Source organism: Exiguobacterium sp. s46, from assembly GCF_018618875.1.
Taxonomy (GTDB): domain Bacteria; phylum Bacillota; class Bacilli; order Exiguobacteriales; family Exiguobacteriaceae; genus Exiguobacterium_A; species Exiguobacterium_A abrahamii.
Map to the genome: position 1 here is coordinate 348,526 of NZ_JACSMY010000001.1, position 25,095 is coordinate 373,620.

Sequence of the window (25,095 nt, forward strand, 5' to 3'; positions counted from 1 at the left end):
GGAATCACCTCTTCCTTGGAATATAACATAGTCGAACCCACCAGTTGTATGGTATACTAAGGCGCAAAAAACGTTGATGGGCAGGGAGAATCATGGAATCATACAGTGTAAAGATGGATGCGTTTGAAGGCCCGCTGGACTTGCTGTTACACTTGGTTGGTAAATTAGAAATCGATATTTATGATATATCCGTTTCCATGGTGACGGATCAATATGTGTCCTATATCCGTGCGATGCAGCATCTTGAACTAGATGTTGCTAGTGAATATCTTGTCATGGCAGCGACGCTGTTGCAACTGAAAAGCAAACAACTCTTGCCGATCGAACAGACGGAATACGATGAGATTCCCGATTTCGAGGAAGAACCGACGCGAGAAGGTCTGATTCAACAGTTGATCGAGTATAAAGCGTACAAGGAAGCAGCACTCGTCCTGAAAGAAAAGGAAGAGGCACGCCTTGAGCTGTTCTCGAAACAACCAGAGGATTTGATGCGTTATCTCGACACGGATGCACAAGAGTATAACGGTACGTTATCACTGAGTGATTTATTACGTGCTTACGAAAAAATGCGCCAACGGGAAGCCTGGAAGGTACGCCGTTCGAAGACGGTCAAACGGGAAGAACGTTCACTCGAGCAACAGATGGAGTCTGTTGCCCGGTACGTCGCGACCCGTGAGCGTACGACATTCTTCGGTTTTTTTGCGGAGCAACCGACGGTCGAAGAACTAGTCGTCAGCTTCCTCGCTGTTCTTGAGCTCGTGAAGCAACGGGTCATTGATTGTGAACAGATGACCGATGATATCCTATTGCGGAGCATGGTGAAGGAGGAGAGTCAGATTGGCGTATGAACAAATCATTGAGAGCCTGTTATTCGTCGTCGGAGACGATGGGATCGATCCGCGTGGTCTCAGTCAAGCGCTAGAGATCAGTGAAGCGGCAGCACGTGAACAGTTGCTGGCTCTTCAAACGACATTCGAAGCAGAGCAGCGTGTGTTGCAAATCGTGGAGTCGGGTGGTGTCTTTAAGATGGTGACACGAAAAGAGATGTCGCCATATATTCAGGCATATGCCGGTTCGCTCGCAGAAGATTCCTTGTCTCGAGCAGCGATGGAGACACTCGTCATCATCGCATACAAGCAACCCGTCACACGTGCTGACATCGAAGTCGTTCGTGGTGTGAAGACGGAGCGTGTCATCCATACGTTAAGTGCAAAAGGTTTGATTGAAGAGGCGGGACGCGCTAAAGGCGTCGGTCGCGCAAAATTGTATAAAACGACGGATCATTTCCTGGACCATTTTGGTCTGAACAGTATTGAAGAGTTGCCGCCACTCGAGTTCGAAGAAACGTTCGAATCGGATGGAGATCTCTTCTTCCGGAATGATCCTTCATTAGAGGAGAGAGTGAATTAATGGAACGGTTACAAAAAATCATCGCACAAGCAGGTGTCGCTTCGCGGCGTAAAGCAGAGGAATTGATCACAGCAGGTCGCGTCAAGGTCAATGGAAAAGTCATTACGGAGCTTGGGACGAAAGTCGGAGCACGTGCCGAAGTCGAAGTAGACGGCGTGAAGCTCGAGCGGGAAGAACACGTCTACTACATGCTCTATAAACCAACAGGTGTCGTCTCGACGGTTGAGGACGATAAAGGACGTAAGACGGTCGTTGATCTCGTACCACCCGGACACCGTGTCTTCCCAGTCGGTCGACTCGACTACAATACGAGCGGTCTTCTTTTAATGACGAATGACGGTGAATTCTCGAACCTCTTGCTTCACCCGAAATATAAGGTACCGAAGCGTTACATCGTCAAAATCAAAGGTGTACCAGAATACTTCCACGTCAAAGGTCTTGAAAAAGGTGTCGTCTTACCGGATGGTTTCAAGACAGGTAAAGCACGTGTCGAGATGCGCGATATCGATAAGAAGAAAAATACAGCGATTCTTGAAATGGTCATCTACGAGGGACATAACCGTCAAGTCCGTCAAATGGTCGAGACACTCGGTTCGGAAGTCTTGAAGTTGAAACGTGAACAGTTCGGTTTCTTGACACTGGCAGGTCTTACTTCTGGCGAGTGGCGTGAACTTTCAAAAAAAGAAGTCAATCAATTGCGTGAGCTAGCGGATCCAGCCGCTCCACCTACGAAAAGACGTAAGAACACAAAAAAACGTTAATTTGTAAAGCGAGAAGCTCATCCTCCGGGTTGAGTTTTCTTTTTTTGTGACAAAACGATTAACGAATTTCACATTTTGTCAACGGTAAAGCGATTTCAAGTACAATATGGGTGGAGGCGGTAAAATATGAAAAAAACGAAACAAAATCCGGAAGAACGCTTAGCAGCGGCCCAGCAAAAAAAGAAGAAACGCTCCTTCTGGCGTCTGATGATCATGACGATTGTCTTGTTCGCCGGAGCAGTCGTCATCATGCAATTCGTCGATCAAGCGACACGTGATAAAAACGGTCGTGTCATGGCAGGCGATGATGCCCCTGGTTTCGCACTCGTCGATCTATATGGTGAGAAACAGCACTCGATGGACGAGTATAAAGGAAAAGGACTTTTACTCAATTTCTGGGGAACATTCTGTGAACCATGTAAGAAAGAGATGCCATTGATCAATGACAACTATCAGATGATGCAAGACCAAGGCGTCAATTTCGTAGCGGTCAATGTCGGTGAAACACCAGTTCGTGTCTCAAGCTTCATCAAGGATATTGGCGGAACGGACTATCCGATTCTCATGGATACGAACAGTTCGGTCGAGAAGGCTTACGGGATCTACAACTTACCTGTGACATTCATCATCAATAAAAAAGGTGAAGTCGTCGAGAAATATGAAGGTGAGATTGATCAAGCGAAGCTCGAAGAGATGGTGAAGAAGGCGAACGAGTAACGCATCGAAGGGGGATTTAAGGATGCAGGAGCAAGAAGATTTCAAACAACTGGACATGCGTTACGAAGAAGCGGAGCTTCGATCGAAACGTAAAAATCCATCTTGGATCGACCGGGCATGGACGTTCTTCTCGTCCGTCAAGGTCGGGTTATGGTTGATTGCCTTGATCATCATCGCGAGTGGGGTCGGAACGATCTTCCCGCAAGAGATGTATATTCCACAGGCAACACCACCGGAAGAGTTTTATCAAAAAGAATACGGCACGGCAGGTGACATCTACTATACGTTAGGATTCCACAATCTATTTGAATCATGGTGGTATATCGGATTGATCACGCTTTTATTACTCTCGATCATCATCGTGTCGATTGACCGATTCTTCCCGCTCTACAGAGCACTGAAGAAACAACCGGTCATCCAGTCGGACCGTTTCATGAACGGTCAGCGATTTGGCGCGGAAGCGACTGGCGATGTTAAAAAAATCGATGCGATCGCACCGTTGCTTGAGAAAAAAGGCTATAAAGTCCGTCGACAAGACGGGGCACTCTTAGCGGAAAAGCAACGTTTCGGACGATGGGGTCCATACATCAATCATATCGGACTCGTCTTATTCTTCGGTGGTGCGATGCTTCGAGTCGTACCAGGGATGCACGAAGATGAATTGCTTTGGCTCCGCGAAGGGGAGACGTTGCCGATCGAGGCGACGGACAATCAGTACTACTTGAAAAATGAAGCGTTCAACATCGAGTTCTATGATCCTGAGAAGGTCGATGAGAAGTTCAAGAAATCACTTGAAGCAGCAGGCGGAAACGTACCGAAGAACTATGATACGAAGATGACGCTGTACAAGAAAGTCGGCGAAACGTCCGATTTCAAACCGGATCTTGAAGAAATCAAGTCAGGTGAGACGGCAGTCAACCGCCCATTCGAATTCGATGATTATCAAGTCTTCCAGGAACAGTACGCGGCAGATCCGGAATTCAAGACGATGTCGTTTAATATCGTCAACCAGAAGACGGACAAAGTCGTCGATACGATCAAAGTCGACTTGCGTGATCCGAAAGAAACATATGCTTTAAAAGATGGGTATGAAGTCGAACTGAAGGACTTCCTTCCGGACTTCGTCGTCAAAGATGGTCAGCCAACGACGAACTCGGGACGTCCGGTCAATCCAGCCTTCGTCTTTAGTATCAAGTCACCGGAACATCCGAAAGGTGAACGGAGTTTGATTGGGATCAAACTGAACGTCGGTGGAGATGAGAACCAGTACAAAATGGCATTCGCGGGTACAGAACTCTCGAACATCTCGGGTGTCCGGATTAAAAAAGATCTGACGCTACCGTTCCTGTTTGCAGGTGGTATCATCTTCATGGCAGGTCTATTGATCGGAATGTACTGGCCACACCGTCGTCTCTGGCTCAAAGAGAAGAACGGTCGGATCCAGATTGCTGGATTTACGAACAAAAATGCATTGGGGCTTCAAAAAGAAGCTAATCTCGCGTTGACGGAAGTCGGTCTACCAGAACTTGAGGATCGACAAAAGTTGCGGGAAGAGGGGGAAGCTAAATGAATTTGCTTCAGTTGAGCAGTAACCTGCTCCTTACATCGTTCATCGTCTACCTCGTCAGTACAGGATTCTTCGCTGTAGCGACGAGTGGTAAAAAAGGACCGACGCGTTCTGGTAAAATCGCCTTTACGCTCGCGATCATCGGTTTCCTCGCGCAGCTCGGGTATTTCTTCACGCGCTGGGCTGGAGCTGGGCACGTTCCAGTTTCGAACTTATATGAATACACGACATTCTTCGGCATGATGATGGTACTTGGTTTCTTGATCGTTTATGCCATCTACAAAAACAATGTCCTCGGTTTGGTTGCGATGCCAGTTGCATTGCTCGTCATCGCCTATGCGTCGATGTTCCCGGATGAAGTCCAACCGTTGATCCCAGCACTACAAAGTGTTTGGCTCAAAATCCACGTCACGACGGCAGCGCTCGGCGAAGGGATTCTTGCCGTCAGCTTCGCGACGGGATTACTGTATCTGATTCACGCGACGGATTTCAGTAAGGAATCGAAAACACGGACGTGGCTCGAAGTCGTCATGTTCTCACTCGCATGTGTCGTCGGTTACATCTTAGTTGGGCTGTTGTTCAAAGCAACAGGTTCTGCGTCGACGATCGAATACGTTGCGAAAAACGGTGCAACGATGACGCATGACTACGCGATGCCAGTCTTGACAGGTCCTGAAGGCGGAAAAGTCTTATCGGGTTCAGGTGCCGTCATCGAATTACCGAACTTCTTGAACGCGAACAAAGTCAATACGGTCTTATGGTCGATCATTGGTGGCGTCGTCTTATACGTCTTGCTTCGCTTCGTCATTCTTCGCAAGCGTCTTGCTGAGAGCTTGAAGCCGATTGCGCGTAAGATTGATCTTGAGACAGCAGATGAGATCAGCTATCGTTCTGTTGCGATTGGTCTTCCAATCTTCATCCTGGGCGGTCTGATCTTCGCGATGATCTGGGCGCAAATGGCATGGAGCCGATACTGGGGCTGGGATCCAAAAGAGGTGTGGGCACTCATTACGATGCTCTTTTACGTCTTTTATCTCCATATGCGCATCCAGCGTGGTTGGATTGGTAAAAAATCAGCTTGGTTATGTGTCGGCGGATTTGCCGTCATCATGTTCAACCTTGTCTTCGTTAACCTTGTCGTAGCAGGATTACACTCGTACGCATAAGAAAAAAGCAAGCAGCGGACCTGGAAACGGTCCGCTGCTTTTTCGTGTGCGTCTGACCGAAGTGTGCCTTTTCGGAGAAATCAGCCAGAGCAAGCCATTCTTTTCGTTTCATAGTATACTAAAAGAGTAGTAGGATAGAGGAGTAGAGTTTAGTTCATAGGAGGAGACAGCATGTCAGAAGAAGCACGTATTTTAGTCGTCGACGATGAAGAACGGATTCGTCGCCTGTTGAAGATGTATCTGGAGCGGGAAAATTTCACGATCGAGGAAGCAGACAATGGAGAGACGGCGCTTGAAATGGCGCTTGAGACAGAATACGATGTCATTCTCCTCGACTTGATGATGCCAAAGATGGACGGGATGCAAGTCTGTGAAGAACTGCGGAAAACGAAAGCGACGCCGATCGTCATGTTGACGGCAAAAGGCGAAGAGACGAACCGCGTCCATGGGTTTGAGATGGGGGCAGATGATTATATCGTCAAACCATTCAGTCCACGCGAAGTCGTCTTGCGTGTCAAAGCGATCCTTCGCCGAGCAAGTGCGACGAAATTCCTCCACACGGATGCGAAAACAAAAGATGTCATCGTCTTCCCACACTTGACGATCGACAATGATGCGCACCGCGTGACGGTCGAATCGCAAGAAGTTAATTTAACACCAAAAGAATACGAACTCCTGTATTTCTTAGCAAAACAAACGGACAAGGTATTCTCGCGGGAACAATTACTCAAGGAAGTCTGGAACTATGAATTTTTCGGAGATCTACGGACGGTCGATACACACGTCAAACGTCTTCGTGAAAAGCTGAATCGTTTGTCTCCGAACGCCGCTCAAATGATCACGACGGTCTGGGGTGTCGGATACAAGTTCGAGAATAGTCCGACCTGACGATGAAATGGTTGCAAAGCGTTGTCATCAAACTATGGGGAACGATTCTGTTACTCGTTTCGGTCGTCTTGATCGCCTTGACGATCTTGTTACTTGAATTTTTCAACTCGTTCCATATCGAACAGGAACGGGGGCACCTAGCAAAGCTCGGTCAACAAGTCGAGACCGTCTTTCAGGCGCACTCCGGCATCGAGGAAGGGTCGAGTACTGCGGTCGAAATCACGGATATCTATGGCGCGACACTGATCGCAAAGACGCAGGATGATTCCGTCGAAGCGAATATCTCACAAGCGAAGGCAAACCGGATCATCAAGGAACTCGAACGTCAGAACTGGAAAGCAATTGATGGTGAAGAAGGCGAGACGGCGATCGGCAACTATGAGACCTTCGATGGAAAAGCAGCACTCGCGTATCGGGCACCGCTCATTACGGATAGTGGCAACGGAACGATCTACTTGATCGAGCAATTGACGAACATCGAACAGGCGAATGAGGGAGCACGTCAAATCATTCAGCTCTGTGTCCTGTTAGCGATTATCGGGACGACCGTCTTTGCCTTCTTCCTCTCAACACGAATCACGGCACCACTGCGGACGATTCGTCAAGCTGTCGTTGAGGCCGGTGAAGGAAAGTTTGATCAGAGCCTGACGCAACGTTCGCGTGATGAGATCGGTGACTTAGCGCTTGCGTTCAATGAAATGAGTAGTCAACTCAATCAATATGTCACGGATCTCGACAAGGAGCGGCATTTACTCTCCTCGATTCTGCGCTGTATGGCAGATGGCGTGCTGACGTTCTCGAAATCAGGTGAGCTCCTCGCGACGAATCCACCAGCTGAAGCCTTTTTGGCAGGTTCTCCCGTACCGGATGAACTGATTGAATTATTCCAGACGGTCATGCGTGAAGAGACGGAGATGACGGTCTCCTTCGAACGAGAGGGACGCTTCTACATCATCATCGTCAGTCCGTTACTCGAACAAGAAGAACAAATCGGAGCGGTCGCTGTCCTGCGTGATATGACGGAAGCGCAGCAGCTCGAGAAGATGCGTGCTGATTTCGTCGCGAACGTCAGTCATGAATTACGGACGCCACTCGTCATGTTGCAAGGGTACTCAGAAGCGATTGTCGATGGCATGACCGAAAGTGACGAGGCGACGAAAGAATTCGCATCGATCATCTACGACGAGTCCCAAAGACTGTCGAGACTTGTTAACGATCTTCTTGATCTTGCGCGAATGGAAGCGGGATATCAGGAGTTACGGATTGAATCCGTCGAAGCAATACCTTTTGCAAAGCGGGTGATCAAGAAGTTCAAACAGATGGGACGTGATAAACAGGTTACCTTCTCGGTTTCTGGTCCGAACATCGCGTTTGAAGCAGACCCTGATCAAATGGAGCAAGTCTTGACGAACCTCCTCGGTAACGCCCTGCGTTATACGGAGAACGGTGAAATCAAGATTAAGATTGACGAAGATAGGGAAAACATTACATTATCCGTCATTGATTCGGGTGACGGAATTCCAGAAGAAGATCTACCGTTCGTCTTTGACCGTTTTTATAAAGCGGATAAAGCGCGGACACGTGGCAAGACGGGTACAGGAATCGGTCTTGCGATCGTGGCGAATGTCGTCCGAGCTCATGGTGGTGAAGTCGAAGTCGACAGCCGCTTGGGAGAGGGAGCGACCTTCCGGATCCGATTACCGAAAAAACAAGGGAAGCGAACATTATGAGTCGCTTCCTTTCGCTATAGGAGTGAATGAAAAATGAAAATTTACACGAAGTCTGGTGACGAAGGAGAAACATCTCTCGTTGGTGGAAGAGTCAAAAAAAATGATCGTTTGATTAGCTTGATGGGAGAACTCGACGAATTGAACAGTTTCGTCGGACTTGCCCGGACGAAAGCATCGTCAATCGAGGTGCGTGAGCAACTGACAGTGATCCAGCACGCGTTATTCGATTGTGGCAGTGACTTGATGTATGTCGAGCCGCGCCCGTCACGTTTGAGTCAAGAAGCGACGGTTGATTTAGAAAGTTGGATTGACACGTTAACGGAGTTATCACCGCCGCTCGATAAGTTCATCTTGCCTGGTGGAACGGAAGCAGCTGCAACGTTACACGTGGCACGGACGGTCTGTCGTCGCGTGGAACGTTCGATGATCGATGTCCCTCAAGCGGCTCATTTGTTACCGTTCATCAACCGACTCAGTGACTTCTTCTTTACAGCAGCCCGTTACGAGAATGCCGTCAAACAAAAAGCAGATATTGAATATGTCCGCAGTGCGCATGTATTCAAACGAAAGGATGGAGAGCAATGAGTCAGTCATTTAGCACATGGAAAAAGGAAGGAACGAGCTACCATCTCGTTCCGACCGACAAATTCAAGACGACGACGATTCTCGTCACATTTTCAGCACCGTTAGAAGCGAAGACGCTGACAAGCCGTGCAATCCTACCGTACATCATGGAAAAATCGACAGCCGCTTATCCGTCGATGAAAGCTTTACGTGAGCCACTTGAAACACTATATGATGCGGGACTTTATGCGGACGCGTCGAAGTTCGGAGAAGAGCATGTCATCTCATTCCAACTCGATGTCGTCCGGGGAGAACTCGTCCATCATCCGTCGTTGTTAAAAGAAGCACTCGAATTGCTCGAGCAAATGGTGCTGTATCCAGATTTGACGGAAGGTGGCTTCCGTGAACAGTTCGTCAAACAAGAAAAACGATTGCATGCCTTACGGATCAGTTCACTATATGACGATAAAATGCGCTACGCACAGCAACGTCTTCTCGAATTGATGGCACCAGGTGAAGCCGTCGCGTTGCCATCGCTTGGAACACTCGAAGAACTCGAACAGATCACCCCGTCATCCTTGCGTGATACATACCGTTCGATGATTGAAGACGACCGGATTGATGTCTTCGTCGTCGGACATGTAACGAAGGAGGAGATGGAAGACGCTCTATCATTCTTGCCATCGCATTCTGAAAAAATCAGTCATTACATTCCGGCACAAAAAGCAGTCAATGGCGTGAAACGGTCGAGTGAAACGCAACCGATCAAACAAGGTAAATTGCACCTTGGTTACCGGGTAGCGGTCGATCCGACATCTGCTGACTCGATTCGGATGCAAATCGTCAATGGTCTGTTCGGTGGCTTCCCGCATTCAAAACTGTTCATGAATGTCCGTGAAAAAGAGAGTCTCGCGTATTATGCGGCTTCACGATACGCGGCATTGAACAGTGCACTCTATGTTTATGCAGGGGTCGACACGAAAGAAGCGGAACGTGCTGAGAAAATCATCTTGGAACAACTCGTTGATTTAAAAGCAGGACAGTTCACGGATGAAGAATTGACACAGACGAAGGCGATGTTGATCAATGCGCGCCGTCAAATCCTTGATCAGCCAGGTCAATTGATTGGTTGGTTGAATGGTTCGAAGATGCGTGGACTGACACTGGAGGATGAGATTCATATCATTGAAACGGCGACACGTGAAGACGTCGTTCGATTAGCAGCGGCAATCGATCTTGATGCCGTATATCTATTGCGAGGTGAAGCATGATGGAACAACTGACTTATCACGATACAGACGAAACGGTATACCACGAGCAGCTCGATAACGGCTTATCCGTCTATTTGTTGCAAAAAAAAGGATACGAAAAGACGTATGCGACGTTTACGACACGTTATGGTTCGATTGATCAACGATTCAAAAAAGGGGAGGAATGGATCACGGTACCGGACGGCATCGCCCATTTCCTCGAGCATAAGATGTTCGAATCCGAAAAAGGGGACGTCTTCCAAGAGTTTGGTCGTCTCGGTGCCTCTGCGAATGCCTTTACCTCGTTCTCGCGGACAGCGTACTTGTTCTCAGCGACGTCGCTGATCGAACAAAACCTTGAGACATTGATCGATTTCGTACAAGATCCCTACTTCACGCCGGAGAGTGTTGAAAAAGAGAAGGGGATCATCACGCAAGAAATCCAGATGTACCAAGATAATCCGGGATGGCGTCTGTTCTTCGGTCTGATCGAATCGATGTATGCATCGCATCCAGTCCGGATCGATATCGCGGGAACACCGGAATCGATCAATCAAATCACAGCCGATGATTTGTACACGTGCTACCGTACGTTCTATCATCCATCGAACATGGTGTTGTTCGTCGTCGGAAACATCGACCCGGAAGAGACACTGGCATTGATCAAGGCGAACCAGGCGAAGAAGGACTATACGGATCGCCCGGCAATCGAACGAGATTACGGTCAAGAGCCGCATGGCGTACATCGTCCACGCTTTGAACTCGAGCTCGACGTTAAGACACCTAAGGTATTGATCGGTTACAAGGACGAATCGCTTCGCGGTGAGGCACAAGTCCGCCGTGAGTTAACGAGTGAACTGCTGTTACATCTCTTGTTCGATCAGACATCATCGACGTATTTGGAACTGTATGAAGACGGTCTGATTGACGATACGTTCAGCTTTGATTACTCGAGTGAGGAAGAGTTCGCCTTTGCGACGTTTGGAATGGAGACAGAAGATCCAGACAAGTTCATCCAAGCGTATGAGACGCTCCTGCAAACGCGTCCTGACTTTACGGAAGACGAAGTCACACGCAAGCGGAACATGATGCAAGGGAAGTTCCTCCGTGCCTTGAATTCACCGGAATTCATCGCGAATCAGTTCTCGCGTCACGCACTTGCCGGTACGAATCTGTTCACGCTTCCAACGTTGATTGCTTCGATTACGAAAGAAGAGATTGAAGCCCGCTTCGACGAGTTGTTCGCCATTGAAAACCGGGCGATCTCAATCGTCAAACCGTACGCGTGATGCGAATCCTCATCACCGGTGCGAGTGGCGCCATTGGTCTTGCGGCAGCAAAACAACTCGCTGCCGCCGGACATGAATTGGTGCTTCAGACGTATCGACAGCAAGCGGTTTTAGAACGGATGATAGAGGAGTGGCAAGGCGAGCACCACATCCTGACTGCGAACTTAGCAGACGAGGAGGACTTGCAGGCATTCTGTGCGGCATTACCTGTCGTCGATGCCTTCGTCCATTGTGCCGGAACGAGTTATAGTGGTCTGTTGCTCGATCAATCGGCAACATCAATGCACGAACTTTGGAAAATCCATGTCGAGGCGTTGATGCGCATCAGCCAAACCGTAACACGGACGAAACCGTTTACGTCGAAGCTTGCGATCGTCGTCATCAGTAGTGTATTAGGGGAACAAGGTGTCGCGGGTGAGGTCGTCTATTCGACGTGCAAGGCGGCACAGCTCGGATTCGTCAAGGCATACAGCAAGGAACTTGGACCGATGCACGGACGCATCAACGCGATTACGCCGGGGTGGATCGATACGCCGATGAACGCGATTTTCTCGGGAGATGAAAAGGAACAAGCGATCGCTGAAATCCCTGCCGGTCGATTCGGAAAAGCAGAGGAAGTGGCTTCTGCCATCCGTTACTTAGTGCAACCCGAATCAAGTTATGTGTCGGGAGCCATCCTTAAAATAGATGGCGCATGGATGTAGGCGATGGAATTTCAGTTCAGGAATGCTTTTCATTTTTCAAAAAATCATTTAACATGAGGAATGGATAATCGTATTGATAGAGGAGGATGGGCGCGTGAGTGAGTTCGAGCAATGGTATCTCGAATATGAATTAAAGGTCAACCGTCCCGGTATACTCGGGGACATTGCTTCGTTGATGGGAATGTTACATATTTCGATCGTGACGATCAATGGTGTCGATCATCAACGACGCGGTATGTTGCTCCAAACGAAACAACCGGATCAAATTCCACGACTCGCCGCTATTCTCAAGACGATGTCAACCATAGAGGTCATCAAACTACGAAAACCAAAACTACGTGACCGAATTGCGATTCGTCACGGGCGCTATATTGATCAAAGCAGTGATGAACGAAAGACGTTCCGCTTCGTCCGGGAAGACTTAGGGATTCTCGTCGATTTCATGGCAGAGCTATGTAAACAGGATGGCCACTTGTTGATTGGTGTCCGCGGCATGCCACGCGTCGGCAAGACGGAGTCAATCGTCGCAGCGAGCGTCAGTGCGAATAAGAAATGGCTGTTCCTATCGTCGACGTTGATTAAACAGACGGTTCGAACATCGTTGTTCGATGACGAGCGGACGGGTGATTATGTCTACATCATCGATGCGTTAGTGTCACAACGAAATTTCGATGAACGACACTGGCAAATCCTGCGTGAAGTCATGCGTCTACCGGCGACAAAAATCGTCGAACATCCGGATGCGTTCGTCAAATCCAGCGAGTATACGTGGGATGATTTTGATTACATCATTGAATTACGCAACACGACTGAAGAAATCATTGTGACTGAACTGCCTCGTTCCCATGGTGGAAATGATTGGTTCAACTTTGAATAAGTATGAAAAATGGAAGGTGTGTTACCGATGACCGAGCTCGGAACCTACTTAAAAGAACAACGGGAGGCACTTGGTGTCTCTCTCGAACAAATTCAAACGACGACGAAGATTCAAAAGCGTTACATCGTCGCGATCGAAGAAGGTAATTATGATCAATTGCCGGGTGCTTTTTACGCTCGGGCCTTCATCAAGACATATGCGGAAGCACTCGGTCTTGACGTCGATGAAGTCTTTACGACCTATAAACGTGATCTTCCGGAACCGGAAGCACAACCGGTCGTCGAATTGTCACGACGCGCGACGTATTCGAAATCAAGTGCTCCGAAGAAGAGCGTTGCGAAGCGTTGGATTCCGAACATCATCATCATCGTTCTAATCTTTGCGATCGGCGCTGCCTTGTATTATGGTCTGCAGACGTTCCTCGACGGTAACGAAGAGGCGAAGACGTCCGCACCGAAGCAAAATGATGTCACGATCGATCAAGGGGACGCGCCAAGTAAAGAGACGGATGCGCCTGCGAAGACGGAAGAAGAGCCGAAAGAAGAACCGGCAAAACAGGAAGAAACAAAAGAAGAACCTAAAAAAGAGGTACTTGCTGCGAAGTCGACATCTGGTCAAGATGTCACGTATGAAGTCGCAACGAAAGATACGATGAGTGTCTCGATTCAAATCAAGAAAGATGCCTCTCCGTCGCCATTCGTTGGTGTACGTGATACATCACTTGAAGGAGAAGCACTCGCGCCAGACCACATCAACGCATCGGATCCGAATCCGATCGTCGTGAAGGACGCGAAGACGGACTTGATCCGGATCCGGATCGGTTCGATTAAAGGGATTGATAAAATCGTCGTCAATGACCAAGAACTGAAACTGAACCGTTCGCTTCTCGTCCAAAACATCTATCTAAAGAAAGTAGCCACGCCGTAACTCGGCGTGCCTTCTTTTAGATGGCATGTCATTTACATACGAAATGAAGGAGGAGGGCGTTACATGAACTTACCGAATCAATTGACAGTATTACGCGTTTTATTAATTCCCGTGTTCGTCATCGTACTTGCGATTGATCCGAACTGGGGACAGTGGGATGTACTGGGAGCCGAGCTTCCCGTCTCACACTTTGTTGCAGCTATCATCTTCCTTGTTGCTTCACTGACGGACTGGCTCGATGGTTATATCGCTCGCAAACAAAAATTAGTGACGAACTTTGGAAAATTCATGGATCCACTTGCCGACAAGATGTTAGTTGCAGCTGCTCTCGTCTACTTGGTGGAACTTGGATTCGTCGCAGCGTGGATCGTCGTCATCATTCTCTGTCGAGAGTTCGCAGTCACGGGTCTTCGTCTCGTCGCATCTGACGAAGGGATCGTCCTTGCTGCCGGAAACTCTGGCAAAGCTAAGACATGGGTCCAGCTGACATCGATCACGGCATATTTGTTGCACGATATCATCTTTGCGATGTGGAACATTCCGTTCGCAGATATTACGATGTGGCTTGCTTTGATCTTGACGATCTACTCAGGCGTCGAATATTTCTCGAAAAACATTAAGTTAATTACGAAATCCATGTAAGATGGATCAATTTAGACTGTTCGTCATACCGAACAGTCTTTTCTTATACTTCAAGAAGGTGAGGAATCAACATGAAAGCAGAAATCATCGCAGTCGGAAGCGAGCTCCTCCTTGGGGAAATCGCGAACACGAATGCACAGTACCTTTCCGAATGGTTAGCGAGTGCCGGAATTGACGTTCATTATCACACAGTCGTCGGTGACAATCGCGAACGGATGCAAGAAACATTCCGTCAGGCACAACAGCGGGCAGATCTCCTCGTCATCACAGGAGGTCTTGGACCAACGGAAGATGATTTGACGAAAGAGGTGCTCGCTGATCTTCTCGGGCGTGATCTCGTCCTCGATCAAGCGGCGTACGAGCGAATCGAAGGATTTTTAAAGACACGTCAACGGGAGATGACGATTAACGAACGAAAACAAGCTCTCATCATCGATGGTGCAACGGTTTTACGCAACGATGCAGGGCTTGCTCCCGGTATGTCGGTCCAGACCGAGCATCACCAATATATCGTCTTACCCGGTGTGCCACGCGAGATGAAGCAAATCCTCAAAGATCACTTCAGTCATCTATTCGGTCAAGAAACGATTCGTTCTCGGACGTTACGATTCTTCGGAATCGGGGAATCGGCTTTAAACGACCGTCTAGAAACGTTGATCAAGGAAGCGACCAATCCATCGGTCGCACCGTATGCGGAGCTCGCTGAAGTCCGGTTGCGTCTGACGGCTAAAGCACTCGATCAACAGGAAGCCGATCGTATGCTCGATGAACTCGAACAACACGTCCTTGCTGAAGTCGGCATGTACTTTTATGGATATGGGGAGACGAGTCTGCCGGAAGTCGTTCTAAAACGGTATCAAGAAGCAGGATTGACACTTTCACTTGCCGAATCACTGACGGGAGGAGCCGTCGCGAGTGGTCTCGTTGATGTCAGCGGTGCGAGTCAAGTGTTGCGCGGGAGCGCCGTCGTCTATGATGATGCAGCGAAACAAGCCGTGTTATCGGTACCAGAGGATTTATTACAAGAGCATACTGCTGTCAGTAAAGAGGTCGCGATCGCGATGGCTGAAGGGGCACGGGAACTGTATCAATCCGATATCGCCGTCGCCTTGACGGGAGAAGCAGGTCCGACGAGCAACAGCGGAAAAGCGGTCGGAACGGTCTATTGTGCTGTTGCAGACGCACATGGAACACGGATCGTCGAATGGCAATATCCTTCGTTCGATAGAGGCATGATTCGACTGCGCGCCGTCAAGGATACCTATTTCCTTCTACTGAAACATCTCGAAAAAGCACCAGAGTGAGAAAAATGATCAAAGTGCAAGTATACGAATAAATGTTCGTAAAATGCTTGTCATTCGGTCTCAAAAGAAGTACAATAATCTCAGTAAGATAATTAAAAGGAGGCCTGCTACGTGAGTGATCGTAAAGCAGCACTTGAGATGGCGCTACGCCAGATAGAGAAACAGTTCGGTAAAGGTTCTATCATGAAACTCGGAGAAAATGCGGATCAGAAGGTATCAGTAATCTCTTCTGGATCGATTACATTAGATATTGCCCTAGGTGCAGGTGGATACCCACGTGGACGGGTCATCGAAGTATACGGACCTGAATCGTCAGGTAAAACAACGGTTGCGCTTCATGCAATCGCAGAAGTTCAAAAACAAGGCGGACAAGCAGCGTTCATCGATGCGGAGCACGCGCTTGATCCAGCATATGCAAACAAACTCGGTGTCAACATCGATGAGCTCCTCTTGTCACAACCGGACACTGGGGAACAAGCACTTGAAATCGCGGAAGCACTCGTTCGTTCTGGTGCGGTCGATATTCTTGTCGTCGACTCCGTTGCGGCACTCGTACCAAAAGCAGAGATCGAAGGCGAGATGGGTGACTCACACGTCGGTCTTCAAGCACGTTTGATGAGCCAAGCGCTTCGTAAACTGTCTGGTGCAACGAATAAATCGAAGACGATCGTCATCTTCATTAACCAAATCCGTGAAAAAATCGGTGTCATGTTCGGTAACCCGGAAACAACTCCAGGTGGTCGCGCACTCAAATTCTACTCGTCTGTTCGTTTAGAAGTGCGTCGTGCGGAAGCGTTGAAAAACGGTACGGACGTCGTCGGTAACAAAACGAAGATTAAGGTCGTCAAAAACAAGATCGCGCCTCCGTTCAAACAAGCGGAAGTCGACATCATGTATGGTCTCGGGATTTCGAAAGTCGGTGAGTTGATCGACATCGGAACAGACCTCGATATCGTTCAAAAAAGTGGTGCATGGTACTCGTACAACTCAGAGCGTCTCGGTCAAGGACGTGAGAACGCGAAGCAATACATGGTCGAGCATCCGGAAGTCGCAGCAGAGGTCGAACGTTTGATTCGTGAACACCACGGTCTCGTCGATCGCGAAGAGCCAGTTGATTTTGAAGCAGAACAACCAGAAGATCTATTTGCTGAATAAATCGTTTTAGAGAGGATTCGCATGCGAATCCTCTCTTTTTTTAGTGTAAAAGAGGAAAACAGTGGAATTCTTTCCCGTCCGTTCGTTGACAATGAACGAGTGCTATCCTTACAATATAGATGTACGTTTTTTAGACAGCTTCGATGAAATACCGAAATGAACTAAGAAACACCTTGCAAAGGGGAGGTGAACCCATGAGTACACTGACTTGGATTGTCATACTTCTCCTCACTTTGCTGATCGCATTCATCGTAGGCTACTTCTTGCGGAAATCGATTGCAGAAGCGAAAATTCAAGGCGCAGAAACGGAAGCGAACAAAATCGTCGAACGTGCGCGTGAATCAGCTGAGGCAACGAAAAAAGAAGCAGTACTCGAAGCGAAAGATGAAGCATTCAAACTTCGTAACGAAGTGGAAAAAGAATTGCGTGAACGTCGCCAAGAGCTAGCGAAACAAGAAGCCCGGTTGCTCCAGAAAGAAGAGACACTCGATCGCCGTGTTGACGCTATCGACCGTAAGGAAGATCAAATCAATACACGTGATGCAGAGATCGCGAAACGGAAGCATCAAGCTGAAGAACTAGAGCGCAAAGTAGAGGACCTGTATGAACAGGGACGTCAAGAGCTTGTCCGCGTCGCGAATTTATCGCAAGACGAGGCAAGAACGATCATCATGGATGAGACGAAACAGGCTGCTTTACATGACGCAGCCATTCTTCAAAAAGAAATCGAACAAAAAGCAAAAGAAGAAGCCGACAAGAAAGCACGTAACATCTTGTCACTTGCGATTCAACGGTTCGCCGCTGAACATATCGCAGAGACGACTGTATCGGTCGTCAACTTACCGAACGATGAGATGAAAGGTCGGATCATCGGACGGGAAGGCCGCAACATCCGTACGCTCGAGACCTTGACTGGGATCGACTTGATTATCGATGATACGCCGGAAGCCGTCATTTTGTCTGGTTTTGACCCAATTCGTCGCGAAGTCGCTAAAATGGCGCTCGAGAAATTGGTTCAGGATGGTCGGATTCACCCGGCCCGTATTGAAGAGATGGTCGACAAATCCCGTCGTGAAGTCGACGAGCGGATTCGAGAAATCGGGGAAGAAGCGACGTATGATGTCGGGATCCACGGCATTCATCCGGACCTTGTCAAAATTCTCGGTCGCTTGAAGTACCGTACGAGTTACGGACAGAACGTCCTGTATCACTCACTTGAGGTTGCCCACCTTGCAGGTATGATGGCAGCTGAACTTGGAGAAGATGTCACGCTTGCGAAGCGTGCGGGTCTTCTGCATGATATCGGGAAAGCGATCGACCACGAAGTCGAAGGCAGTCACGTTGAGATTGGTGTCGAGCTCGGTACGAAGTACAAAGAGCATCCAACCGTCATCAACGCGATCGCATCCCACCACGGGGATACGGAAGCGACATCTGTCATTTCCGTCTTGGTCGCAGCTGCGGATGCATTATCTGCTGCTCGCCCAGGTGCACGTCAAGAGACACTCGAAAGTTATATCCGCCGTCTCGAACGCCTCGAGGAAATCTCGGAATCGTTCGACGGTGTCGAAAAATCATTTGCGATCCAAGCGGGTCGTGAAGTCCGTATCATCGTTCGACCTGACGTCGTCGATGACGTACTGGCTCACAAGATGGCGAGTGACATCCGGAAAAAAATCGAAGAAGAACTCGATTATCCGGGACACATCAAGGTCACGGTCATTCGGGAAACACGAGCAGTCGAATACGCGAAATAAGTGGAGTGGCGGGCGACCGCCACTTTTTTTAATGAACGGAGGAACAGCAATGAAGATTTTATTCATCGGAGACGTCGTCGGTGCACCCGGTCGACATATCCTACAACAATTCACAGCACGCTTGAAAGCGAAGTACAACCCGAACGTCATGCTCGTCAACGGCGAAAACGCAGCACACGGACGCGGCATCACGAAGTCGATCTATCATCAATTCCTTGAACTCGGATTCCACGGGATCACGATGGGGAACCACACGTTTGATAACCGCGACATCTTTGACTGGATCGACGACGCGGATCGAATCGTCCGTCCGGCAAACTATCCAGAAGGTACGCCAGGTCGTGGGATGATGATCGTCAAAGCAGGTAATAAAAAGATTGCCGTCATCAACGTCCAAGGAACAGTCTTCTTACCACCGCTCGGTGACCCGTTTCGTACCGTCGATGCATTAATTGCGGAAGTCGAAGGAAAAGTCGATGCGATCTTCGTTGATGTCCATGCGGAAGCAACGAGTGAGAAAATTGCGATGGGCTATCACCTCGATGGTCGAGTACAAGCTGTCGTCGGCACACATACGCACGTCCAGACAGCAGATGAGCGTGTCCTTGACGGAGGAACGGCTTACATCACGGATGTCGGGATGACAGGTCCGCTGAACGGCGTGCTCGGAATGCGCCAGGAAGATGTCCTACGAAAATTCAAGACACAGCTCCCAACACGGTTTGAAGTTGCCGAAGGACGGGAACAACTTAATGGAGTCTTGATTCATATCGATGACACAACCAAAAAAGCAACGAAGATTGAACGGATTCATCTGACGGATCAGTCAGTATTCTTCGACTGATTGCCATTTCTGGATGGGGAGGTACACGCATGGACGTCCTGAAAGTATCAGCTAAGTCGAATCCAAACGCGGTAGCAGGTGCACTCGCGGGTGTCATTCGAGAGAGAGGTTCCGTCGAGATTCAGGCCATTGGTGCGGGAGCGCTCAATCAGTCTGTCAAAGCCGTCGCCATCGCACGCGGATTCGTGGCGCCTTCTGGCATCGACTTGATTTGTATCCCAGCCTTCACAGACATTTTGATTGATGGGGAAGAGAGAACCGCCATCAAACTCATCATCGAACCACGATGACGAATTGGACATAGGTCCTATTTGCAAGTAGACCATTTACTCGACTGGAGTAGATGGTCTTTTTGCTGCGTCCGCGAAATTTTCTCACCTTTCCACCGAGGGAGCATTGTACTACTTCCGGTAAATCGGTATCATGAGGGAGGATAGAGAGAACTATCATTTCAGGGGACAGAGAAGGAGCGAACGTCGATGTATAATCAGTTATCATGGAAAGTTGGCGGTCAGCAGGGAGAAGGGATCGAATCAACAGGCGAAATCTTTGCGATTGCCTTGAATCGACTCGGCTATTACCTGTATGGTTACCGTCACTTTTCGTCACGTATCAAGGGAGGACATACGAACAATAAGATTCGTGTCGCGACACAGGAAGTCCGGACGATTTCCGATGATCTCGATATTTTAGTCGCATTCGATCAAGAGACGATCGATGTTAACTTCCATGAATTGCGTCAAGGTGCCATCATCATCGCGGATGCGAAATTCAATCCGACGAATCCGGACGAAGCACGCGCTTCCTTGTATGCGATTCCATTTACGGAGATTGCAGCTGATCTCGGTACGGCTTTGATGAAGAACATGGTCGCGATCGGTGCATCGAGCGCGATTCTCGGCATTGCACCGGAGCGTTTCCAAGCCGTCGTCGAACAGATTTTCGGCCGAAAAGGTCCAGACATGGTCGAGAAAAACTTAGCGGCAATCCGTGAAGGCGCAGCAGCGTTCGAAGCACTTGCAGGAGAGGGCGAACGGTTCGTCTTGGAACCGGCTGACGGAAAACAACGGATGTTCATGATCGGAAACGATGCGATCGCCCTTGGTGCGATCGCCGGTGGAGCGCGTCTGATGGCAGCTTACCCGATCACACCATCATCTGAGATCATGGAATACTTAATCAAGAAACTGCCGCAGTTCGGCGGAACGGTCGTCCAGACGGAAGACGAATTGGCGGCAGTCACGATGGCGATCGGGGCGAACTACGCAGGTGTCCGTGCTTTGACAGCATCTGCTGGTCCAGGATTGTCATTGATGGCGGAAGCGATCGGGTTATCCGGGATGACGGAAACACCGCTCGTCATCGTCGATACACAACGAGGTGGTCCGTCAACCGGTCTACCGACGAAACAGGAACAGTCTGACTTGATGGCGATGATCTACAGCACGCATGGTGAAATTCCGAAGGTCGTTTTGGCACCGTCAACGGTCGAGGAAGCGTTCTACGATGCAGCAGAGGCATTCAACATCGCAGAGGAATACCAGTGTCCTGTCATTCTATTGACGGATTTGATGCTGTCTCTTGGAAAACAATCGGTCGAACCACCGGATATGTCACGCGTTGAGATCCGACGCGGGAAGTTGATCCAGGAAGACTTACCGGAACTTGAAGGAAAAGCGTACTTCAAACGCTACGAAGTGACGGAAGATGGGATCAGCCCACGTGTCATTCCAGGCGTCAAGCACGGGATTCATCACGTAACGGGTGTTGAGCACAATGAGGAAGGGCGTCCGTCGGAAGCGACGAAGAACCGAGTCGATCAGATGACGAAGCGACTCCGTAAGCTGAACACGTTCCGCTTACAGGATGCCGTTCTCGTAACGGAGCATCATGCAGAACCGGATATCTTATTCGTCGGTTTCAACTCGACACGTGGAACAATCGAAGAGATCATGCCACGACTCGAAGCACAAGGAATCAAGGTTGATCACTTGCATATCCGTCAAGTCCATCCGTTCCCTAGTGAGCTTGTCACGCCACACTTAGAGCGGGCAAAACGAGTCATCGTCGTCGAGTACAACGCAACGGGACAACTGGCGAAGCTGATCCAGATGAACTGTGGACATGCATCGAAGATCGAGCATATCCTGAAATTCAATGGCGACCCGTTCTACCCAGCAGAGGTGGTCGAGCAGGTCGTAGGAGGGGTATATCATGGCAACCTTTAAAGATTTTAGAAACGATGTCAAACCAAACTGGTGTCCAGGGTGTGGAGACTTCTCGATTCAAGCAGCGATTCAGCGTGCTGTCGCGAACGTCGGTCTCGAACCAGAAGAGTTGGCATTGATTTCCGGGATCGGCTGTTCTGGTCGGATTTCCGGTTATATCAATACGTATGGCTTCCACGGTGTTCATGGACGGTCCCTTCCGATCGCCCAAGGTGTCAAGATGGCGAACCGCGAATTGACGGTCATCGCGTCTGGTGGCGACGGTGATGGATTTGCAATCGGCATGGGACATACGATTCATGCATTCAAGCGCAATGTCGACATGACGTATATCGTCATGGACAATCAGATTTACGGCTTGACGAAAGGACAGACGTCACCTACTTCTGCACCTGGATTCAAGACGAAATCGACGCCAAAAGGGTCGATCGAAAAGAGTGTTTCACCGGTTGAACTCGCCTTGACGGCTGGTGCGACGTTCGTTGCCCAAAGCTTCTCGAACGATTTGAAGGGCTTGACGCAACTGATCGAGCAAGCGACGGCACATAAAGGATTTGCCTTCATCAACGTCTTCAGTCCATGTGTCACGTTCAACAAGGTCAATACGTACGATTGGTTCAAACAGAACTTGACGAAGCTGTCCGACATCGAAGGATATGATCCGTCGAACTTGGATCTTGCGAAACAGACCGTTCATGCTCACGACGGACTCGTCATGGGATTGATCTATCAGGATGAAACACGTCCTGATTACCAGTCACAAATCGATGGGTATCAAGAATCGGGTCTTGCGTATGCGGATCTTGAGCTGAACGAAGAAACATTCGGTAAACTGGCAGCAGAATTCATGTAAGATAGAGGAAAGATGTGTTTGGTTTTTTGGGGATGCTAAACATTTGGAAGTTCGCCACATATAAAAAACGTGAGCTTCCGCGAAGGAGTCGGGGAAAGATGACGAAATTAGTAACGACGGTAGAAGAGACGACAACGACAAAAACGATGCGTGCACTCGTCAAAGAAGAGCGCGGGTTCGGTGCGGCACTGAAAGAAGTACCAGTACCCGTACCGAGTCGTGGAGAAGTCTTGATTCGAGTCGAGGCAACATCGATCTGTGGGACGGACGTGCATATCTATGAGTGGGACGCGTGGGCAGCCTCGCGTGTCAATCCGCCGTATGTCTTCGGTCACGAGTTCTCAGGCGAAGTCGTCGAGCTCGGAGAAGGCACGAAACGCTTGAAGCTCGGTGATCGTGTCTCGGCGGAGACGCATATCGTCTGTCATCAATGTAAACAATGTCTTCGTGGACAATATCACATCTGTAAGAACACGAAGATCATCGGTGTCGATACACAAGGATGTTTTGCAGAATACGTCGTCATGCCGGAAGAAAACCTTTGGGTCAACCCGGAAGATATGCCAGCAGGGATCGCCTCGATCCAAGAGCCGATGGGCAATGCCGTCCATACGGTTCTCGCGAGCGATGTCAGTGCGAAAACGGTCGCAATCGTCGGTTGTGGTCCGATTGGTCTGATGGCGGTCTCCGTCGCTAAAGCAGCTGGTGCGGCGGAAGTCGTTGCGATCGACGTCAATCCGTATCGTCTTGAACTCGCGCGGACGATGGGGGCGGATGTCGTCATCGATTCACGTCATGACGATGTGTTAGAGCGGATCGAGCGCATGACGGACGGAGATGGAATTGATGTCGTCTGTGAGATGAGTGGTCATCCGGTTGCGATTCGTCAAGCCTTCGAGATGGTGACAGCAGGTGGAGACGTCAACATCCTCAGTCTGCCGGTCAAACCGGTTGAAATCGATTTGACGAACCACGTCGTCTTCAAAGGTGTCCGGGTCCAAGGGATCACCGGTCGGAAGATGTATGAGACATGGAGCCAGGTTTCTGCTTTCTTATCGAGCGAAAAAGTCGATGTCCGACCATTAATCACACACACGTTGCCGCTCGAGCGGTTCGAAGAAGGATTTGAATTGATGCGTCAAGGGAAATGCGGGAAAGTCGTATTACAACCAAGGGGGACGAATTAATGGGATTTGAACACTTACGGACAGAACTAGAAGAGATGAAACAGGCGGGCACGTTCCGCAACCTCGTAGCACTTGAGAGCGCGCAACATAACCGCGTGACGATTGACGGGAAGGAACTGATTCAACTGTCGTCAAACAACTACCTTGGACTCGCCGCACATCCGCGTCTCGCTGAACAAGCAGCGGAAGCAGCGCGCACGTTCGGTGCTGGAACAGGATCCGTTCGGACGATTGCCGGAACACTCGAGATGCACCAAGCATTCGAACGGGAACTCGCGACATTCAAGCACACGGAAGCAGCACTTGTCTTCCAGTCTGGATTCGCAACGAATCTCGGTGTCTTATCGGCACTGCTCGGTCCGGAAGACGTCGTCATCTCGGATGAGTTGAACCACGCTTCGATCATCGATGGGATTCGTCTGACGAAAGCGAAACGCCGCATCTATAAACATGTCGACTTGGCGGATCTTGAAGCGGCCTTACAAGAAACACAAGACGCGCGGACGCGCCTCATCGTCACGGATGGTGTCTTCTCGATGGACGGAAACATTGCACCACTTCCAGAGATCGTTGAATTAGCCGAGCGTTATGACGCACTCGTCATGGTCGATGATGCCCATGCGTCAGGTGTGCTTGGGAAAGCGGGACGCGGTACGGTCAATCACTTCGGTCTTGACGGACGTGTTGCCCTGCAGGTCGGTACGCTCTCAAAAGCCATCGGTGTCCTCGGTGGATACGTCGCGTGTGAACAGCACGTCAAGGATTATCTGATCCATAAAGGACGTCCGTTCTTGTTCTCGACATCACATCCACCAGCAGTCGTCGAAGCGAACCGGGAAGCGCTCCGTGTCATGGAGGAAGAGACGGAACTCTTCGATCGTCTATGGGAAAACACGGAATTCTTTAAACAAGGACTCCGTGATCTTGGATTCGACATCGGAACATCGACGACGCCGATCACACCGGTCATCGTCGGGGATGAAGCACGTTGCCACGAGTTGTCGGACCGCTTACGTCAAGAAGGTGTCTTTGCTCAAGGCATCGCCTTCCCGACGGTCGCAAAAGGCAAAGCACGTGTCCGGACGATCGTGACGGCGGAACATACGCGTGAAGATTTAACGACGGCGCTTGCAGCTTTCGAAAAAGTCGGTCGTGAATTAAACTTGATCGGTTGATGCTGGTCACGGACGAACCAGGTCCGCATACTTTCAGGCAGTGGGTCGATGACCCACTGCCTGAAGTGCGTCATGACGAAAGAATCAACGTCGACCGTTT

24 protein-coding genes are annotated in these 25,095 nt (G+C 49.4%); all 24 read left to right on the top strand.

The window, feature by feature from the left end:
• Nucleotides 1–92: 92 nt before the first annotated feature.
• The 24 genes from KNQ08_RS01810 (at nucleotide 93) to KNQ08_RS01925 (ending at nucleotide 24,995) form a co-directional block, all read left to right on the top strand.
• Nucleotides 93–848 carry a segregation/condensation protein A gene (locus tag KNQ08_RS01810; RefSeq protein ID WP_023467686.1) on the top strand — a complete coding sequence of 252 codons (756 nt, stop codon included), beginning with the start codon at nucleotides 93–95 and terminating at the stop codon, nucleotides 846–848.
• Nucleotides 838–1,410, top strand: coding sequence for an SMC-Scp complex subunit ScpB (gene scpB, locus KNQ08_RS01815; RefSeq protein WP_023467687.1), 573 nt, complete (start codon nucleotides 838–840; stop codon nucleotides 1,408–1,410). Before KNQ08_RS01810 ends, scpB begins: the two co-directional genes overlap by 11 nt.
• Nucleotides 1,410–2,171, top strand: a complete 762-nt coding sequence (locus KNQ08_RS01820) for a pseudouridine synthase (protein ID WP_023467688.1) — start codon at nucleotides 1,410–1,412, stop codon at nucleotides 2,169–2,171. The genes scpB and KNQ08_RS01820 overlap by 1 nt, the downstream gene beginning before the upstream one ends.
• 126 nt (nucleotides 2,172–2,297) lie before the next feature.
• The gene (resA, locus tag KNQ08_RS01825) at nucleotides 2,298–2,888 is read left to right on the top strand and encodes a thiol-disulfide oxidoreductase ResA (protein ID WP_023467689.1); all 591 of its coding nucleotides are present in this window, start codon (nucleotides 2,298–2,300) and stop codon (nucleotides 2,886–2,888) included.
• A gap of 22 nt (nucleotides 2,889–2,910) precedes the next feature.
• Nucleotides 2,911–4,458 carry a cytochrome c biogenesis protein ResB gene (gene resB, locus KNQ08_RS01830; protein WP_149427015.1) on the top strand — a complete coding sequence of 516 codons (1,548 nt, stop codon included), beginning with the start codon at nucleotides 2,911–2,913 and terminating at the stop codon, nucleotides 4,456–4,458.
• Nucleotides 4,455–5,621, top strand: a complete 1,167-nt coding sequence (gene ccsB, locus KNQ08_RS01835; protein ID WP_029341189.1) for a c-type cytochrome biogenesis protein CcsB — start codon at nucleotides 4,455–4,457, stop codon at nucleotides 5,619–5,621. Before resB ends, ccsB begins: the two co-directional genes overlap by 4 nt.
• A gap of 171 nt (nucleotides 5,622–5,792) precedes the next feature.
• Nucleotides 5,793–6,509 carry a response regulator transcription factor gene (locus tag KNQ08_RS01840; RefSeq protein WP_023467692.1) on the top strand — a complete coding sequence of 239 codons (717 nt, stop codon included), beginning with the start codon at nucleotides 5,793–5,795 and terminating at the stop codon, nucleotides 6,507–6,509.
• A 2-nt stretch (nucleotides 6,510–6,511) separates the two neighbouring features.
• Nucleotides 6,512–8,239, top strand: coding sequence for an ATP-binding protein (locus KNQ08_RS01845; RefSeq protein WP_023467693.1), 1,728 nt, complete (start codon nucleotides 6,512–6,514; stop codon nucleotides 8,237–8,239).
• Nucleotides 8,240–8,272: 33 nt separating this feature from the next.
• On the top strand, nucleotides 8,273–8,824 hold the full coding sequence (locus KNQ08_RS01850) for a cob(I)yrinic acid a,c-diamide adenosyltransferase (RefSeq protein ID WP_029341191.1): 552 nt from the start codon (nucleotides 8,273–8,275) through the stop codon (nucleotides 8,822–8,824).
• Nucleotides 8,821–10,074 carry an EF-P 5-aminopentanol modification-associated protein YfmF gene (yfmF, locus tag KNQ08_RS01855; protein ID WP_023467695.1) on the top strand — a complete coding sequence of 418 codons (1,254 nt, stop codon included), beginning with the start codon at nucleotides 8,821–8,823 and terminating at the stop codon, nucleotides 10,072–10,074. The genes KNQ08_RS01850 and yfmF overlap by 4 nt, the downstream gene beginning before the upstream one ends.
• Nucleotides 10,071–11,342, top strand: coding sequence for an EF-P 5-aminopentanol modification-associated protein YfmH (gene yfmH / locus KNQ08_RS01860; RefSeq protein ID WP_235147631.1), 1,272 nt, complete (start codon nucleotides 10,071–10,073; stop codon nucleotides 11,340–11,342). Before yfmF ends, yfmH begins: the two co-directional genes overlap by 4 nt.
• Nucleotides 11,342–12,046 carry an elongation factor P 5-aminopentanone reductase gene (gene ymfI / locus KNQ08_RS01865; RefSeq protein ID WP_149427016.1) on the top strand — a complete coding sequence of 235 codons (705 nt, stop codon included), beginning with the start codon at nucleotides 11,342–11,344 and terminating at the stop codon, nucleotides 12,044–12,046. The genes yfmH and ymfI overlap by 1 nt, the downstream gene beginning before the upstream one ends.
• Nucleotides 12,047–12,140: 94 nt before the next feature.
• Nucleotides 12,141–12,923 carry a DUF3388 domain-containing protein gene (locus KNQ08_RS01870; protein WP_023467698.1) on the top strand — a complete coding sequence of 261 codons (783 nt, stop codon included), beginning with the start codon at nucleotides 12,141–12,143 and terminating at the stop codon, nucleotides 12,921–12,923.
• 9 nt (nucleotides 12,924–12,932) lie between these two features.
• Nucleotides 12,933–13,850, top strand: coding sequence for a helix-turn-helix domain-containing protein (locus KNQ08_RS01875; protein ID WP_251133599.1), 918 nt, complete (start codon nucleotides 12,933–12,935; stop codon nucleotides 13,848–13,850).
• A 63-nt stretch (nucleotides 13,851–13,913) separates the two neighbouring features.
• The gene (gene pgsA / locus KNQ08_RS01880; RefSeq protein WP_023467700.1) at nucleotides 13,914–14,492 is read left to right on the top strand and encodes a CDP-diacylglycerol--glycerol-3-phosphate 3-phosphatidyltransferase; all 579 of its coding nucleotides are present in this window, start codon (nucleotides 13,914–13,916) and stop codon (nucleotides 14,490–14,492) included.
• A 71-nt stretch (nucleotides 14,493–14,563) separates the two neighbouring features.
• Entirely contained in the window at nucleotides 14,564–15,796 is a 1,233-nt protein-coding gene (locus KNQ08_RS01885) for a competence/damage-inducible protein A (protein ID WP_214724529.1), read from the top strand.
• 111 nt (nucleotides 15,797–15,907) lie between these two features.
• Nucleotides 15,908–16,951, top strand: coding sequence for a recombinase RecA (recA, locus tag KNQ08_RS01890; RefSeq protein WP_023467702.1), 1,044 nt, complete (start codon nucleotides 15,908–15,910; stop codon nucleotides 16,949–16,951).
• 194 nt (nucleotides 16,952–17,145) lie between these two features.
• A complete protein-coding gene (gene rny, locus KNQ08_RS01895; protein WP_023467703.1) occupies nucleotides 17,146–18,708 on the top strand; it encodes a ribonuclease Y in 1,563 nt (520 codons plus the stop codon).
• 49 nt (nucleotides 18,709–18,757) lie between these two features.
• Complete coding sequence (locus KNQ08_RS01900) at nucleotides 18,758–19,552, top strand: TIGR00282 family metallophosphoesterase (protein ID WP_023467704.1); 795 nt, start codon at nucleotides 18,758–18,760, stop codon at nucleotides 19,550–19,552.
• A 29-nt stretch (nucleotides 19,553–19,581) separates the two neighbouring features.
• Nucleotides 19,582–19,842 carry a stage V sporulation protein S gene (locus KNQ08_RS01905; protein ID WP_023467705.1) on the top strand — a complete coding sequence of 87 codons (261 nt, stop codon included), beginning with the start codon at nucleotides 19,582–19,584 and terminating at the stop codon, nucleotides 19,840–19,842.
• Nucleotides 19,843–20,031: 189 nt separating this feature from the next.
• The gene (locus KNQ08_RS01910; RefSeq protein ID WP_035398188.1) at nucleotides 20,032–21,780 is read left to right on the top strand and encodes a 2-oxoacid:acceptor oxidoreductase subunit alpha; all 1,749 of its coding nucleotides are present in this window, start codon (nucleotides 20,032–20,034) and stop codon (nucleotides 21,778–21,780) included.
• Nucleotides 21,767–22,633, top strand: coding sequence for a 2-oxoacid:ferredoxin oxidoreductase subunit beta (locus KNQ08_RS01915; protein ID WP_023467707.1), 867 nt, complete (start codon nucleotides 21,767–21,769; stop codon nucleotides 22,631–22,633). The genes KNQ08_RS01910 and KNQ08_RS01915 overlap by 14 nt, the downstream gene beginning before the upstream one ends.
• Before the next feature lie 98 nt (nucleotides 22,634–22,731).
• Entirely contained in the window at nucleotides 22,732–23,820 is a 1,089-nt protein-coding gene (gene tdh, locus KNQ08_RS01920) for an L-threonine 3-dehydrogenase (protein WP_149427018.1), read from the top strand.
• Entirely contained in the window at nucleotides 23,820–24,995 is a 1,176-nt protein-coding gene (locus KNQ08_RS01925) for a glycine C-acetyltransferase (RefSeq protein ID WP_023467709.1), read from the top strand. The genes tdh and KNQ08_RS01925 overlap by 1 nt, the downstream gene beginning before the upstream one ends.
• Nucleotides 24,996–25,095 lie beyond the last annotated feature (100 nt).